This is a genomic window from Streptomyces sp. Edi2 (assembly GCF_040253635.1).
Lineage (GTDB): Bacteria > Actinomycetota > Actinomycetes > Streptomycetales > Streptomycetaceae > Streptomyces.
Genome location: NZ_JBEJGX010000003.1, coordinates 3,757,044 through 3,770,077, shown reverse-complemented (window position 1 = coordinate 3,770,077; position 13,034 = coordinate 3,757,044). Strand labels below are relative to the sequence as shown.

Annotated in this window: 10 protein-coding genes; 4 read left to right on the top strand and 6 right to left on the bottom strand. The window is 71.1% G+C overall.

From position 1 onward, the window contains the following. Nucleotides 1-31 precede the first annotated feature (31 nt). Entirely contained in the window at nt 32-871 is an 840-nt protein-coding gene (locus ABR737_RS19855; protein ID WP_350251504.1) for an isocitrate lyase/PEP mutase family protein, read from the top strand. Between the two features lie 23 nt (nt 872-894). On the opposite strand, the gene ABR737_RS19850 is transcribed toward ABR737_RS19855, so the two are convergent. The 3 genes from ABR737_RS19850 to ABR737_RS19840 form a co-directional block, all read right to left on the bottom strand. Then, a complete protein-coding gene (locus tag ABR737_RS19850) occupies nt 895-1,182 on the bottom strand; it encodes a hypothetical protein (protein ID WP_350251503.1) in 288 nt (95 codons plus the stop codon). Nucleotides 1,183-1,468: 286 nt separating this feature from the next. Continuing rightward, nucleotides 1,469-1,915: a cupin domain-containing protein gene (locus ABR737_RS19845; protein WP_350251502.1), complete on the bottom strand. Its 447-nt coding sequence runs from the start codon at nt 1,913-1,915 to the stop codon at nt 1,469-1,471. 30 nt (nt 1,916-1,945) lie between these two features. Continuing rightward, nucleotides 1,946-2,677, bottom strand: coding sequence for an SDR family oxidoreductase (locus tag ABR737_RS19840; RefSeq protein WP_350251501.1), 732 nt, complete (start codon nt 2,675-2,677; stop codon nt 1,946-1,948). Between the two features lie 531 nt (nt 2,678-3,208). Here ABR737_RS19840 and ABR737_RS19835 point away from each other — a divergent pair. Together ABR737_RS19835 and ABR737_RS19830 are read left to right on the top strand one after the other, a co-directional pair. Then, nucleotides 3,209-3,871, top strand: a complete 663-nt coding sequence (locus ABR737_RS19835) for a hypothetical protein (RefSeq protein ID WP_350251500.1) — start codon at nt 3,209-3,211, stop codon at nt 3,869-3,871. Continuing rightward, nucleotides 3,868-5,142 carry a sensor histidine kinase gene (locus ABR737_RS19830; RefSeq protein WP_350251499.1) on the top strand — a complete coding sequence of 425 codons (1,275 nt, stop codon included), beginning with the start codon at nt 3,868-3,870 and terminating at the stop codon, nt 5,140-5,142. The genes ABR737_RS19835 and ABR737_RS19830 overlap by 4 nt, the downstream gene beginning before the upstream one ends. A 57-nt stretch (nt 5,143-5,199) precedes the next feature. Here the strand turns inward: ABR737_RS19830 and recQ are convergent, their stop codons facing one another. After that, nucleotides 5,200-7,362 (bottom strand): DNA helicase RecQ, encoded by a 2,163-nt coding sequence (gene recQ / locus ABR737_RS19825; RefSeq protein ID WP_350251498.1) that lies wholly within the window; start codon nt 7,360-7,362, stop codon nt 5,200-5,202. A 255-nt stretch (nt 7,363-7,617) separates the two neighbouring features. Between recQ and ABR737_RS19820 the strand changes: the two genes are divergently transcribed. Continuing rightward, complete coding sequence (locus ABR737_RS19820; protein ID WP_350251497.1) at nt 7,618-9,717, top strand: SpoIIE family protein phosphatase; 2,100 nt, start codon at nt 7,618-7,620, stop codon at nt 9,715-9,717. Between the two features lie 206 nt (nt 9,718-9,923). On the opposite strand, the gene ABR737_RS19815 is transcribed toward ABR737_RS19820, so the two are convergent. Beyond that, nucleotides 9,924-10,658 carry a hypothetical protein gene (locus ABR737_RS19815; RefSeq protein WP_350251496.1) on the bottom strand — a complete coding sequence of 245 codons (735 nt, stop codon included), beginning with the start codon at nt 10,656-10,658 and terminating at the stop codon, nt 9,924-9,926. Nucleotides 10,659-10,827: 169 nt separating this feature from the next. Then, a complete protein-coding gene (locus tag ABR737_RS19810) occupies nt 10,828-12,942 on the bottom strand; it encodes a TIR domain-containing protein (RefSeq protein ID WP_350251495.1) in 2,115 nt (704 codons plus the stop codon). Between the last annotated feature and the right edge of the window lie 92 nt (nt 12,943-13,034).

Genomic DNA, 13,034 nt, shown 5'->3' with positions numbered 1-13,034 from the left:
TACCGAAGGGACTCCGGCCTACGGTGCCCATATGAGTACCTCCCCGGAGTACGCCACCTTCCACTTCCATGCGCTGCACCATGCCGACCAGCCGCTGCTGCTGCCCAACGCCTGGGACGTCATCTCGGCCGTCGCGCTCGCCGGGGCCGGATATGCGGCGGTCGGCACCACGAGCCTGGGCGTCGCCGCGGCCCATGGCTATCCGGACGGACGCGGGCTCGCCGAGGCCCGGGACGCGACGCTGGCCCTGGCGCTGCGGCTCAATGGCCGGCTGTCCTGCCCGTACACGGTCGACGTGGAGGGCGGGTTCGGCGGCGACGCCGGGCAAGTGGGGGACCTGGCCGCCGAGTTGGCGGAGGCCGGGGCGGCCGGACTGAACCTGGAGGACGGGCTGCCCGGCGGCGGGGGGCTGCAGGATCCGGTACGCCAGGCCGAATTGCTCGGCGCGGTGAAGGAGCGGGCGCCGGGCCTGTTCCTCAACGCCCGTATCGATACCCACTGGCTGACGGACAGTCCGCCGCCGCTGTCGGTGACGCTCGCGCGCGCCGAGAGCTATCTGGCGGCGGGCGCGGACGGCATCTTCGTACCGGGTGTCGTCACCGACGAGGAGGTGTCGGCTCTGGTCGCCGGGATCCCCGCGCCGCTGAACATTCTCTTCGTCCCCGGACGGCACACCGTCAGCCGCCTGGCGGACCTCGGCGTACGCCGCATCAGCACCGGTTCGCTGCTGTTCCGTACGGCGCTGCAGGCCACCCTCACGGCGGCCGACGCGATCCGTACGGGCGGCCAACGGCCCACGGATGCGGCCGGGGCGGGCGGCGAGGTGCTGGGCTACGAGGAGGTGCAGCGGTTGGTGGGGGAGGAGGAGTAGCCGGGCAGGGCCCTGGGGCGGCTTTAGGCCTCCTGGCGTCCCCCGCCGCCGTGGCGCCGGCGGTGCACGGCGATGACGGCGCCGGCCACGCCCAGCGCACCCGCACCGCCTATCACCCCGGCCTTGGGCAGATGACCGGCCCTCTCGGCGAGTCCGGCCAGTCCGTTGTCGGGCAGCATGATCGATGTCCGGCTCTCCGTGGGCGCGGTGGAGTCGGCAGCGAAGGCGGCGCCCGCGGGAAGCAGCAGGACGGCCAGCGCACCGGTCGCGACGGTGGCGGTACGGATCATCGAGCGGTACTGGGCCCGCATGGGTACTCCTCGTCGTGGGCGGCTCGTGCCGCCGTAGGGGTGTGGTGACTAAGGAGCACGCTACGGAGCGTCCTTAACGGTAATCCGTACGTTGTGTAACAGTCGCCGAGATCTCTGGGAGCGGTCGTGTGAAGGAACGCCCGCCCGATGGGGCAAATGCCCTCAAGGCGTCGTTTCTTTTGGTGAGGCGGCGGGGGCGGTGGCGGCCGAGCCGCTGCGCGGCCGTGATGCCCTTGCGGGCCATGCGGCGGTCCGGCGGCGGCGGCCGCCCGGCATCAGCGGCGGATCACACGTCTGGACGGGGAGCTCGCAGGTGTTGACGCCGCGCCAGCTCTTCCTCGTCGACCAGGGTGAGCATCGGCTGACCCGGCGCACACAGCATGGTGACCAGGAAACGGCTCCTGGAATCCGTCCGGTTGTTCCCGTCCTGGTAGTGGATGACGTCGCCACCCGGCTCCCAGAACGTCTCGCCGGCCTTGATCACCCGTTCGGGTTCGCCTTCCAGCTCGAAGAGCATCTCGCCCTCCAGCACGTAGCCGAACGCGGGGCCCGAGTGCCGGTGGGGAGGGGTGCCGGGATCGCCGGGCGGGAACTCGACGATGACCGTCATCGCCTCCACCCCCTCCGGCACGGATGGCGGCTTCGCCGACTGCAACACGGTGAGCGCCGTCTTCCATGCTTCCGAGCGCGGTGGGCTCCCGGCGCTGCCTGCCGCCGGCTCATCGTTCGACATGGCGGGACCTCCCTCGAAGGGCCGGCCGGGTCACGAGAGCCAGTCGGTGTAGTGGGTGGGGGCGAGGCGGGCCTCGCCCTTGGTGGTGAGCGCGTCGCCCTCGACGACGGCCAACATGCCTGCGGTGTCGTCGGTGACGACCGTGCGGCCGTCGGGACGGGCGTTCAGGGTGATCCGGCCGAGCTCGTCGAGGGCAAAGACATCGGGCCCGCCGACGTTGAAGGAGCCGTTCAAAGGACTGCCGGCGGCGACTTCGACGACCGCGTCGGAGACGTCCTGGGCGGCGATCGGCTGGATCGGGGTGGTGGGCAGGCGGACGGTGTCGCCCTCGGTTGTCCAGGACAGGATCGCGTTCACGAACTCCATGAACTGGGTGGCGCGGACGATCGAGTAGGGGACCGGCCCGGCCTTGAGAACGTCTTCCTGCAGGACCTTGGCCCGGTAGTAGTCGAGGTCGGTCATCCGGTCCGCGCCGACGATCGAGAGGATGACGAAGTGGCCCACCCCGCTCTTCTGGGCGGCGGCCAGGAGGTTGTCCATCGAGGTCTGGAAGAACGCCGGTGAGGCGTCGTCGAAGGTGGGGGAGTTCGTCAGGTTGACGACCACGTCGGCGCCGGCCGTCGCCTCCACCAGGCCCTGCCCTGTGATCACGTCCACACCTGTGGACTGCGAGTGCGGCACGGCCTCGTGCCCGGCCGCGTTCAGCTTCTTCACGACCTGCGACCCGATCAGGCCGGTACCACCGACAACTGCGAACTTCATGGGTCACCCTTCGTCGCACACCGAGTAGGTCATGCGTCCAGATTGCGATGGTGCGGTGCGCGGCGCATGCGGACCGTGCGCGTCTGGGCATCCCGGTCGGGCGGTGTGCAGCGCTGTGGGCAGCAGGCCGCCGGTGGACTGTCTGGCAATGCCGGGTCCGATGACCGGCGGGAGCTGTCCCCCCCCACAAGCCCCAAGGGAAACGACTCCTCAAAGCGGCTTCTCAAGCCGCCGGAATGGCCGATCCAAAGATTCCGTCTGCCGTCGTCTTGGATAGCTTGGTGTCAGGTTACGTCCTTATACCTGGCGATTCCTGTGCGATTGACCGCGTCGAGTGATTGCTCCATGGGGCGGTCTCATCCGGCGGGCGGGTAGCCGGCAGGGCGGGCAGAGCAGCAGGACAGCGGCAAGGCGCCAGGGTGCGCGGGCACCAGCGGGGGCCAGGGCGTGAGGATACGTAGTCGTGAGGGTGCGTAGTCGTGAGGGTGCGAAGTCGTGAGGGTGCGAAGGCGTGAAGGCGGTGGTGACGATATGCGACGGCTGTGGCCCGGCACGGCGCTCACCGCCCGCTCTCCCCGCTCCGTCCTCGCCGCCCTCACCTCACTCGCCTCGCTCGTCCTCCTCGCGACGGGATGCGTGGGCGTGGAGGGGCTGCAGAGCGAGGGGCGAGCCCGGGATGTGGATGCGCCGCTGGTGCTGTGGCCGGACTATTCGCCGGCCCCGCCCAGCCGTGACGAGAACCCGGCGGCCCTGGTCCCCGTACCGCATGTCCCGCGGATCCCCAGCGGCACCATGGCGGACGCGAAGCCGCTCGCCGTCCTCAACGCGGACATCGCCGCGCAGGGCGGGAAACCGCCCGCCCCGAAGGCGGTACGCCGTCCCGAGCTGCACGACCTCACCGGCGACGGCAAACCGGACCTGCTCATGGCCGTCAACCTCACCCCGCGCACCAGCGAGCTGCGGGTGTACAGCGTCCGGGACGCGGTGGTGACCCGGGTGCTCGTGCTGCGCGGTGTGCTGGCCGGCGTCGAGCTGGCGGCCGGGCATCTCGCCATCCGCGAGCCCACCAAGGATCCCCGCTACGTCAGCGTCACCGACTATCTCTGGGACGGCGATTCGATGAGCCTGTGGAACCTCACTCTCGATGACGCCCGCACCTCCCAGACCCCGCAGGCCGGCGGCGGCAGACCGTGAAACGCCCGGCGGTCTCCCTCCGCTGGAAGATCGCGCTGACCGTGATGGCGGTGAGCTGCGCGGTCGCCGCCGTTCTCGGGGCCCTCGTCCACAATGCGGTGGCCCGTCAGACCGTCGGCCAGGTCCGCAAGGAGACCAGCGCCAACCTCGGCACCGCCCTGGACCTCTTCGAGTACGGCACCTCGCGCGAAGGCCTCAACTCCCTCCTCGACCCGCCTCAACTGCCTGCCGAGCTACGCCGGCTGGCGCGCTCCGGCCGGCACGGCACCATGGTGGGGACGTATCGGGGCCGCCTCGTCATGTGGGCGGCAGCGCCGGCCGACGGCCGTGTCATGGCCGCCTGGTCGCCCTACGGCAACACGCGCCGCTCCCTCGAGATACTCGACACCGCCATCCTCGGCTCTGCCGTGCTCGCCGCCGCGGTCGTCGCCCTCGCCGGACTGTTCCTGGCCCAGCGCATCAGCCGGCGGCTGGCCACCACGGCGGCGGTCGCGCGCCGTATCACCGCCGGTGACCTGGACGCCCGGGTGGGCAACGGCGCAGATCAGGCGCCGGGCGGCGGCTCGGCCGGGCAGGACGAGGTGGCGGCGGTGGCCGCGGCGCTGGACTCGGTGGCCGGCTCCCTGCAGAGCCGGCTCCAGGCGGAACAGCGCTTCACCGCCGATGTCGCACATGAGCTCCGTACGCCGCTCACCGGCATCCTCGCCTCGGCCGAGCTGCTGCCGGAGGGACGCCCGAAGGAGATGATCAACGACCGGCTGCGGGCGCTGCATCGCCTCACCGAGGACCTGCTGGAGATCTCCCGGCTGGACTCCGGCAGCGAGCGCGCCGACCTCGACGCCTATGCCCTCGGGGCACTCGTCGAAGGCTCCGTACGCGCCACCGGCCTCGACACCGTCGTGCGGATCGCCGCCGACAGGGTGGTCGAGACCGACCGCCGCCGGCTCGACCGCATCGTCACCAACCTCGTCCTCAACGCACACCGGCACGGTCGACCCCCGGTCATCGTCACCGTCGACGCCCCGCCCGGCGGCCCGGCGACCATCGAGGTACGCGACCACGGGCCCGGTTACTCCGCCGGCCTGCTGGATCACGGTCCGCAGCGTTTCCGCACCGACGCCCCGGGCCGCGGGAAGGGCCATGGCCTGGGCCTGACCGTCGCCGTCGGCCAGTCCGCCGTCCTGGGCATCGACCTCCGCTTCACCAACGCTCCCGACGGAGGCGCCCGCACGATCCTCCGCCTGCCTGATGCCGCCACCCGTGCCTCCTGATGCCGCATCCCGTGCGTGCTGCCTGACCGGCCGGAGTTGCCGGTCACTGCCCGCCGGTTACCAGTCGATGTCGTCCGGCGGCTCCGGAAACGCCTCCTCGTCGTCAGGCTCCGGCCCCAGGGGAGCACCCCCCGGCGTTCTGCTCGCCCCGGCAGCCCCGGCAGCCCCGGCAGCCCCGGCAGCCCCGGCCGTCGTTGCCGACCCGGCCGTTGCCTTCGCCCCGGCAGACGCCGGTGCCCCTGCGGCCGCCGGAGCCCCGCCCGCCGCCGGAGCCCCGCCCGCCGCCGGAGCCCCGCCCGCCGCTGACGCGCCGGCGCCCTCGCTGCCGGCGCCCTCTCCGCCGGGAGTCTCCCGTCCCGCCAGCACATCCAAGATCTGCGGTCCGTACTTCGCGAGCTTGTTCTCGCCGACCCCGCTGATCGCGCCGAGCTCGGCCGTGGTCGTCGGCCGGATCGTGGCGATCTCCCGCAGCGTCGCATCGTGGAAGATCACATACGCGGGCACGCCCTGCTCCTTGGCCGTACGCCCCCGCCAGCCGCGCAGTTCCTCGAAGACCGGCAGGGCCTCCTCCGGCAGGTCCACCGGTGCCGCCCGCTTGCTCTTCGTCTTCGCCTTGGCCGCCCGCGCCGCCTTCTCCGGCTCCCGCCGCATCGGCACCTCGCGCCGGCCGCCCAGCACCTCGGCGCTCGCCTCCGTGAGCACCAGCGTGCCGTAATCACCCTCGACGGCGAGCAGCCCCTGAGCCAGCAACTGCCGTACGACGCCCCGCCATTCGGTGTCCCGGAGGTCGTCCCCCACTCCGAAGACGCTCAGCCCGTCGTGATCGAACTGAATGACCTTGGCGGTCTTCTTCCCCGTCAGGATGTCGATGATCTGGCCCGCGCCGAACTTCTGCCCGCGCTCACGCTTCAGCCGGACGACCGTGGACAGCAGCTTCTGCGCGGCCACCGTGCCGTCCCAGGTCTCCGGCGGGGCCAGGCACGTATCGCAGTTGCCGCATGCGCTGCTCTCCTGCCCGAAGTAGGCCAGCAGCCGGACCCGCCGACACTGCACGGTCTCGCACAGCGCCAGCATCGCGTCGAGATGGGCCGACAGCCGCCTCCGGTGCGCCTCGTCCCCCTCCGACCCGTCGATCATCTTCCGCTGCTGCACCACGTCCTGCAGCCCGTAGGCCAGCCAGGCCGTCGACGGCTGCCCGTCACGCCCCGCGCGCCCCGTCTCCTGGTAGTAGCCCTCCACCGACTTCGGCAGATCCAGATGCGCCACGAACCGCACATCCGGCTTGTCGATGCCCATGCCGAACGCGATCGTGGCGACCACGGTCAGCCCGTCCTCACGCAGGAAGCGGGCCTGGTTCTCGGCACGCGTCCGCGCGTCGAGGCCCGCGTGATACGGCACCGCCGCAATGCCGTTCTCCACCAGGAACTGTGCGGTCTTCTCGACCGAGGCCCGCGACAGGCAGTAGATGATCCCCGCGTCCCCCGCATGCTCGCTGCGCAGCAGCTCCAGCAGCTGCTTCTTCGGTTCGCTCTTCGCCGCGATCCGGTACTGGATGTTCGGCCGGTCGAAGCTCGCCACGAAATGCCGGGCGTCGGCCATCCGCAGCCGGGAGGTGATCTCGGTGTGGGTCGCCTCGGTCGCGGTGGCGGTCAGCGCGATCCGCGGCACCTCGGGCCAGCGCTCGTGCAGCATCGACAGCGCCAGGTAATCCGGCCGGAAGTCATGGCCCCACTGCGCGACACAGTGCGCCTCGTCGATCGCGAAGAGCGAGACCTTCCCCCGGTCCAGCAGGCTCAGCGTCTGCTCGACCCGCAGCCGCTCGGGCGCCAGATACAGCAGATCCAGCTCCCCGGCCAGGAACTCGGCCTCGACGAGCCGCCGCTCCTCCAGATCCTGGGTCGAATTGAGGAATCCGGCCCGCACCCCGAGCGCCCGCAGGGCATCGACCTGGTCCTGCATCAACGCGATCAGGGGGGAGATGACCACCCCCACACCGCCTCTGACCAGCGAGGGAATCTGATAGCACAGCGACTTGCCGCCACCGGTCGGCATCAGGACGACCGCGTCCCCGCCCCCTATGACGTGCTCAATGATCTCCTGCTGACTGCCGCGGAACGACTCGTACCCGAACACCCGGCGCAGTACCTGCACCGCCTCGCTTGCGTCCGATGCGCCTTCCACATCCATGTCCACGACCATTTCCACGTCCGCCAGAGCCATTCCAGAAGCCTACGAGTTCCGCGGGGGTCGCCGTCGACCCTGTGGATAACTCGCCTCGCTCCGGACCCTCGCTCCGGCCCCCCGATCCGTGGCCGCGCGCCGTGCCGCGCCGTTGCCGTGCCGTGGCGTCCCGGCCCGCCCGCACGCTCTGCGGGGTCGCCCGGGTCCGGGGCACCATGGAGGCACTGCGAGGTGCAGGGGACACAGGCCGCAGCCTGGCCCAGGCCGCGCTCACAGGCGGAGGGAGTGCCCGGGATGAGGACAGCCGGCCCCTTCGGATCCGTGGGCGATCAGCCCGACGAGGGAGAGCCGCAGCGCAGTGGGCTGCTGGATCTGCTCGGTGTCGCGGCGGTGGTGCTGGATTCCGACGGGCACATCGTCCTGTGGAGCCCGCAGGCCGAGGAGCTGTTCGGCTACACCGCGAAGGAGGCCCTGGGCCAGTACGCGGGCCGGCTGCTGGTCCATGAACAGCATCTGGACCTGGTGATCAGACTCTTCGCCGAGGTGATGGGCACGGGCAGCAGCTGGGCCGGTGCCTTCCCCATCCGGCACAAGGACGGCAGCACCCGGCTCGTGGAGTTCCGCAATATGCGGCTGCTGGACGTCCGGGGCGACCTCTACGCGCTGGGGATCGCCACCGACGAGGCGGTCCTGCGGCAGGTGGAACGGGATGTGGCCCTGTCCACGCGGTTGGTCTCGCAGTCCCCCATCGGCCTGGCCGTCTTCGACACCGACCTGCGCTACCTGGCCGTCAACCCCGCGCTGGAGCGGATGAACGGTGTGCCCGCCGAGGACCATTTCGGCCGGTCGGTCCGCGAGGTGCTGCCCTTGATGGACGTCGACGCGGTCGAGACCGCGCTGCGGCAGGTGCTGGCGACCGGCAGCCCCCTGGTCGATGCGTACACCATGGGACGCACCCCCGCCGATCCCGGCAACGAGCACGCCTGGTCCGTCTCCTGCTACCGGCTCGAGGATCCCGGCGGGCGGATCCTCGGGGTGGCCGGCCTGATAGTGGATGTCACCGACCGGCACCGCGAGGCCACCGAGACGGCCCGCGCCCGCCGGCATCTGGCCATGATCGCCGACGGCACCGCCCGTATCGGCACCACACTGGAGGTGGAACGGACCGCCGGCGAACTGGCCGACGTCACCGTGCCCGAGCTCGCCGACGTGGCGGCGGTGGACGTCCTGGATGCCGTCCTGGACGACGGCCGCCCCACGACACCCGGCGACCACCATGCGCTCTTCCGCGCCCTCGCGGTACGCGCCGCCCACCCGACCGAGGCGGTCCGCGCCGCCGATCCGCCCGGCCGGCTGGCCAGCTACGGGCCCGACCGGCTGGTCACCCAATGTGTGCGCACGGGCCGTCCCATCCTGGTTTCCCACGTCGGCGAGCGGGACCTGACGCGTATGGCACGCGACCCCGAGGCCGCCGCCCTGCTGGCCCGCGCCGGCATCCACAGCTACCTCACCACGCCGCTGATCGCCCGCGGCGAGGTACTGGGCGCGCTGTGTCTCTCCCGCGCGCGCAATCCGCTGCCCTTCGACGAGGACGACCTGACCCTCGCCGCCGAACTGGCCGACCGCGCCGCGGTGTGCATCGACAATGCCCGCCTGTACCAGAGCCTGCGCAATACGGCGGTGACCCTCCAGCGCAGCCTGCTCCCGGACCGCCCACCACACCGGACGGGACTGGAGATCGCCACCCGCTACCAGCCCGCCGGGACCACCAGCGAGGTCGGCGGCGACTGGTTCGACGTCGTCCCCCTGGTCGCGGACAAGACCGCCCTCGTCGTGGGCGATGTGATGGGCAGCGGCATCAACGCCGCCACCACCATGGGGCGCCTGCGCACCGCCACCTCCACCCTGGCCGACCTCGATATCCCGCCGAGCGACGTACTGCGCCACATCGACAAGATCACCGTCGGGCTGGAGTACTACGCCACCTGCGCATACGCCGTGTACGACCCGCACCGCGCGGTCTGCGACATCGCCATCGCCGGACACCTGCCCCCGGTGCTGATCCGCACCGGCGAGCCCCCTGAACTCCTCGACCTGCCCACCGGTGTACCCCTCGGCGTCGGTGGCGTCCCCTTCGAGGCCACCACCTTTCCCCTGCACCCCGGCGACCTGCTGGTGCTCTATACCGATGGTCTGGTCGAGACCCGTCACCAGCCCATCGACGCCCGCCTGGACCTCCTCCTCCGCCTCCTCGGTACCCCCGACCGCTCCTTGGAGGACACCTGCGACCGCCTCCTCGACGCCCTCCGGGACCCGGACGACCACGACGACGTCGCCGTCCTCATCGCCCGCCCCCTACGGCTCGAAGGGCCGGTTCCCCCCACGCCGTCCTGAGCGGTGTCACGGCAGGGTCACGCCGGATCAACACCAGGGCCATGGTCGGCCTTCCACGCTGAGGGAGATACCCACGTAGGCCGTCCGCCCCAAGGAGGCATCATGGTGAAGGTCATCCGGAAACACCTACCCAGCGTGATCGGCGCGTCCATCCTGACGGTGGCGCTCGTCGGCACGGGTGGCGTGATGAGCGTGCAGGCGGCACCTCAGACAGCGAAGACCGCCTCGACATCGTCGAGCGCGGCGCCGAGCCTGCTCTGCAAGTTCCTCAGAGATCCCAATACCGGCAAGCTCCTCGTGGTGAACGTACGGAACGGCAGGGTCGTCCAGAACCCGAGGCTCTGCGTCTTCGTCGGTGGCGGCGGTGGCGGCGGTGGCGGCGGCGGTGGCGGCGGCACAGGAGGCGTCACCACGGGCGCCACGACCACGGGTGCCACCACCACGACGACGGGCGCCAGCGTGTCGACCGGCGCCACCACTACGGGCGCCACCACCACGACGACCGGCGCCAGCACGACGGTCGGCGGCCAGACCACGCAGGGCGGTGGCACGGTGGCCGGTCTCACGATTGGCGGCACGGTCGCCGGTGCCACTACGGCGGCTCCCACTACGGCGGCTCCCACTACGGCGGCTCCCACTACGGCGGCTCCCACTACGGCGGCTCCCACTACGGCGGCTCCCACTACGGCGGCTCCCACTACGGCGGCTCCCACTACGGCGGCTCCCACTACGGCGGCTCCCACTACGGCGGCTCCCACTACGGCGGCTCCCACTACGGCGGCTCCCACTACGGCGGCTCCCACTACGGCGGCTCCCACTACGGCGGCTCCCACCACGGCAGCTCCCACCACGGCAGCTCCCACCACGGCAGCTCCCACCACCGGCGGCGCCATGCCGTAGGGCACCGCAAGCAGGAGGACATGCCAGAGGACATGCACCATCAACGGGGGCCGTGCGCAGCGGGGGAGGCCTCGGTACGAGCGGGCGCGCACGGCCACTGGTGGTGGTCGTCGCAGATCAGGCGTAGAAGTTGCGCTGCCACCGGTGCCTGGCCAGAACGGCCGGCTGCTCAGCGGTGAGTGGCCGCCCATCGCTCCTTGGGAGCTTCTTTCATTCGGCGACCGCGGTGAGCAGATCGGCTCCCGAGAGTTCGCCCAGGCTGATCGTGATGTCGGTGAGGGGCCGGCGCAGGGCGGCCAGGGCGCCGCGCATCTCTGCGGCTCGTTCCCAGCTGCGTTCGTGCTCGATGCTGCTCATGGCGACGGGCCGGGTGGCTTCATGGACTTCCAGTGCCGGGTGCCATGTGCTGAGGAAGGGGCGCAGCAGGTCATTGACGAGGCCGGCGACCAGCTGCGGCAGGCGGGAGGCAGAGGCTTGCGGGCCGAGGCGGTGGAGGCCGTCCCGTGCGGTGGTGAAAACGGAGTGGAGGGAGGTAAGGGCCTCTCGGAGAGAGCCCTGGCCGTCGGCCAGCGGCTGTACTCCGACGCGCAACGCCAACTCGACCTGAAGGTCGAACGCGACTACCCGCTCCACGTCGTGGGAAGAGGACGGCGGCTGGGAACGCACGGGAGACTCCTGCGATGTAGTCGGAGCGCTTCGAGCTTCCAGCATAGGAGCCGTCCACGATTCCACGAGGACACTGAGCAAAGCCTGACGCAGGTCTTCCTGGCGCGTGATGTCCTCGTCGTGACGCCGCACGGCTCGCGCGACGAGAGGGTGGATGCTCCATGTGTGGTCGCCGGGGCTGGGCGGCCGGACGGTGCCCTCGCCGATCAGGTTGTCCGTCCCCTCGGCGACACGGTGCACTGCTTCGGCGGAGCGGAGGCCGTCGACGCGGGACAGGGTCTGCTCCATGGGGCCTTCGCCCAGCGCGGTGGGATGCGCCACGGCCAGCATGCGCAGCACGTCATTGGCCGGGGTGCGCGTCTTGATGCTGCGCGGCAGCAGAGCGGACGGCAGCGGGGGCCGGGTAGCCGAGCGTCCTGAGGAGGTCGCACGTTCCCAGCGCAGCAGGGCATCGGTGCTGTTGCTGTGCAGCAGGCGCCGCAAGCGCGCCGCGTTCTCATGAGCCATCCGCTCGGCGACCAGGTCCAGGGCGACGGGGTGCCCGCCCAGGTCGTCGAGCATGTCCATGGCGACCTCTTGCTCCTCCTGGCTCGTGGGCCGACGGCGTGAGGCGAGGAGGTCGTAGGCATCCGGAGCGGGCAGCGGGCCCAGGTCGAGCGGTTCGGCGGATCTGCCGTAGTGGCGGGATCGGGTGGTCAGAAGGGTGGCCGCGAGCATGTGCGGTCCGTACAGGAGGGCAAGTTGCTCGTGAGGGAGCCCGTCAGGAATTCCGTCGAGCACCCACAGGAAAGGCATGTTGCGTTCGCCCAGTGCGAGGGCCAGGTGACTGAGCAGAGCCGGCAATGACTCGGTGCCGGTATGGATGCCGAGGGCTGACGCCACGGTGCGCACTTGGCGGAAGTAGGCGTCCAGCGTGTGAGCAGCTGCGTCGGGACCGCTTGTGTGCAGGTCGAACCAGTAGACCCCGCCGGGGAAGGACGAGGCGAATTGCAGGGCGTACTCCTGCGCCAGCAGCGACTTGCCGATACCGGGCATGCCCCGCACGACCGCGGCACGCCCCTGGCCGGCCTGCGAGACGAGCGGCGCACGATGGCGGTGCAGAGCCGTGTGCAGGTGCCATTGCTCGGCCAGGCGCCCGGTGAACCACCGCGAGCCGGACGGCATGGGGGCCGGCAGCCACGTCGGCTGCGCCGGACCGGGCGCACTTCCCAACGGCCCCGTCAGCTCCTCGAGGTACGAAGAGACCCGGGCCGCCAGAAGGTCGGCGTCTCCTTCTCCGCGGATGCCGGGCCAGTGTCTGGCGTCGCGCAGTTCCAGGGGATGGACATGGTCGGCGGTGCGTTCCGGGTTGATGATCAGGATGCGCCGGCGGGGGTCCCCCTCGCGTTGCCCGGCCTGGAACGCGTAGGTCAGTTCCCACTGGCAGGCGCGCCGCCGCGGGTACTCTTCCGAATACAGCGCGAGCAGTGCTTTCGAACGGGCGAGGGCATGGGAAATGGTGGCCGTGATGCCGGCGAAGTCCTCGACCGCGGTGTCGTCCACGAAGACGCGCAGCCCCCGGTGGCGCAGGGCACGGGCCAGAGGGATCACGAGGTCCGCGTCGGACCGGCTGTAGCTGACGAAGACATCCCACTCCGCCTCGCGTTGCTGCCGATCCATGCCAGTCCTTTCCCGTCCCGTCCCGTTGCCGTGCCCGGACGTAGTGTGCCCGAGCGGAGACGGGGTCCAGTATCGTGGCGGTCCGGTCGGTG

Excerpts from the sequence above, each read along its gene's own strand:
- ABR737_RS19845 (WP_350251502.1), bottom strand. The coding sequence starts at position 1,915 with ATGTCGAACGATGAGCCGGCGGCAGGCAGCGCCGGGAGCCCACCGCGC.
- recQ (WP_350251498.1), bottom strand. The coding sequence starts at position 7,362 with ATGGCTCTGGCGGACGTGGAAATGGTCGTGGACATGGATGTGGAAGGC.
- ABR737_RS19850 (WP_350251503.1), bottom strand. The coding sequence starts at position 1,182 with ATGCGGGCCCAGTACCGCTCGATGATCCGTACCGCCACCGTCGCGACC.
- ABR737_RS19840 (WP_350251501.1), bottom strand. The coding sequence starts at position 2,677 with ATGAAGTTCGCAGTTGTCGGTGGTACCGGCCTGATCGGGTCGCAGGTC.
- ABR737_RS19835 (WP_350251500.1), top strand. The coding sequence starts at position 3,209 with ATGCGACGGCTGTGGCCCGGCACGGCGCTCACCGCCCGCTCTCCCCGC.
- ABR737_RS19820 (WP_350251497.1), top strand. The coding sequence starts at position 7,618 with ATGAGGACAGCCGGCCCCTTCGGATCCGTGGGCGATCAGCCCGACGAG.
- ABR737_RS19810 (WP_350251495.1), bottom strand. The coding sequence starts at position 12,942 with ATGGATCGGCAGCAACGCGAGGCGGAGTGGGATGTCTTCGTCAGCTAC.
- ABR737_RS19815 (WP_350251496.1), bottom strand. The coding sequence starts at position 10,658 with ATGGTGCATGTCCTCTGGCATGTCCTCCTGCTTGCGGTGCCCTACGGC.
- ABR737_RS19855 (WP_350251504.1), top strand. The coding sequence starts at position 32 with ATGAGTACCTCCCCGGAGTACGCCACCTTCCACTTCCATGCGCTGCAC.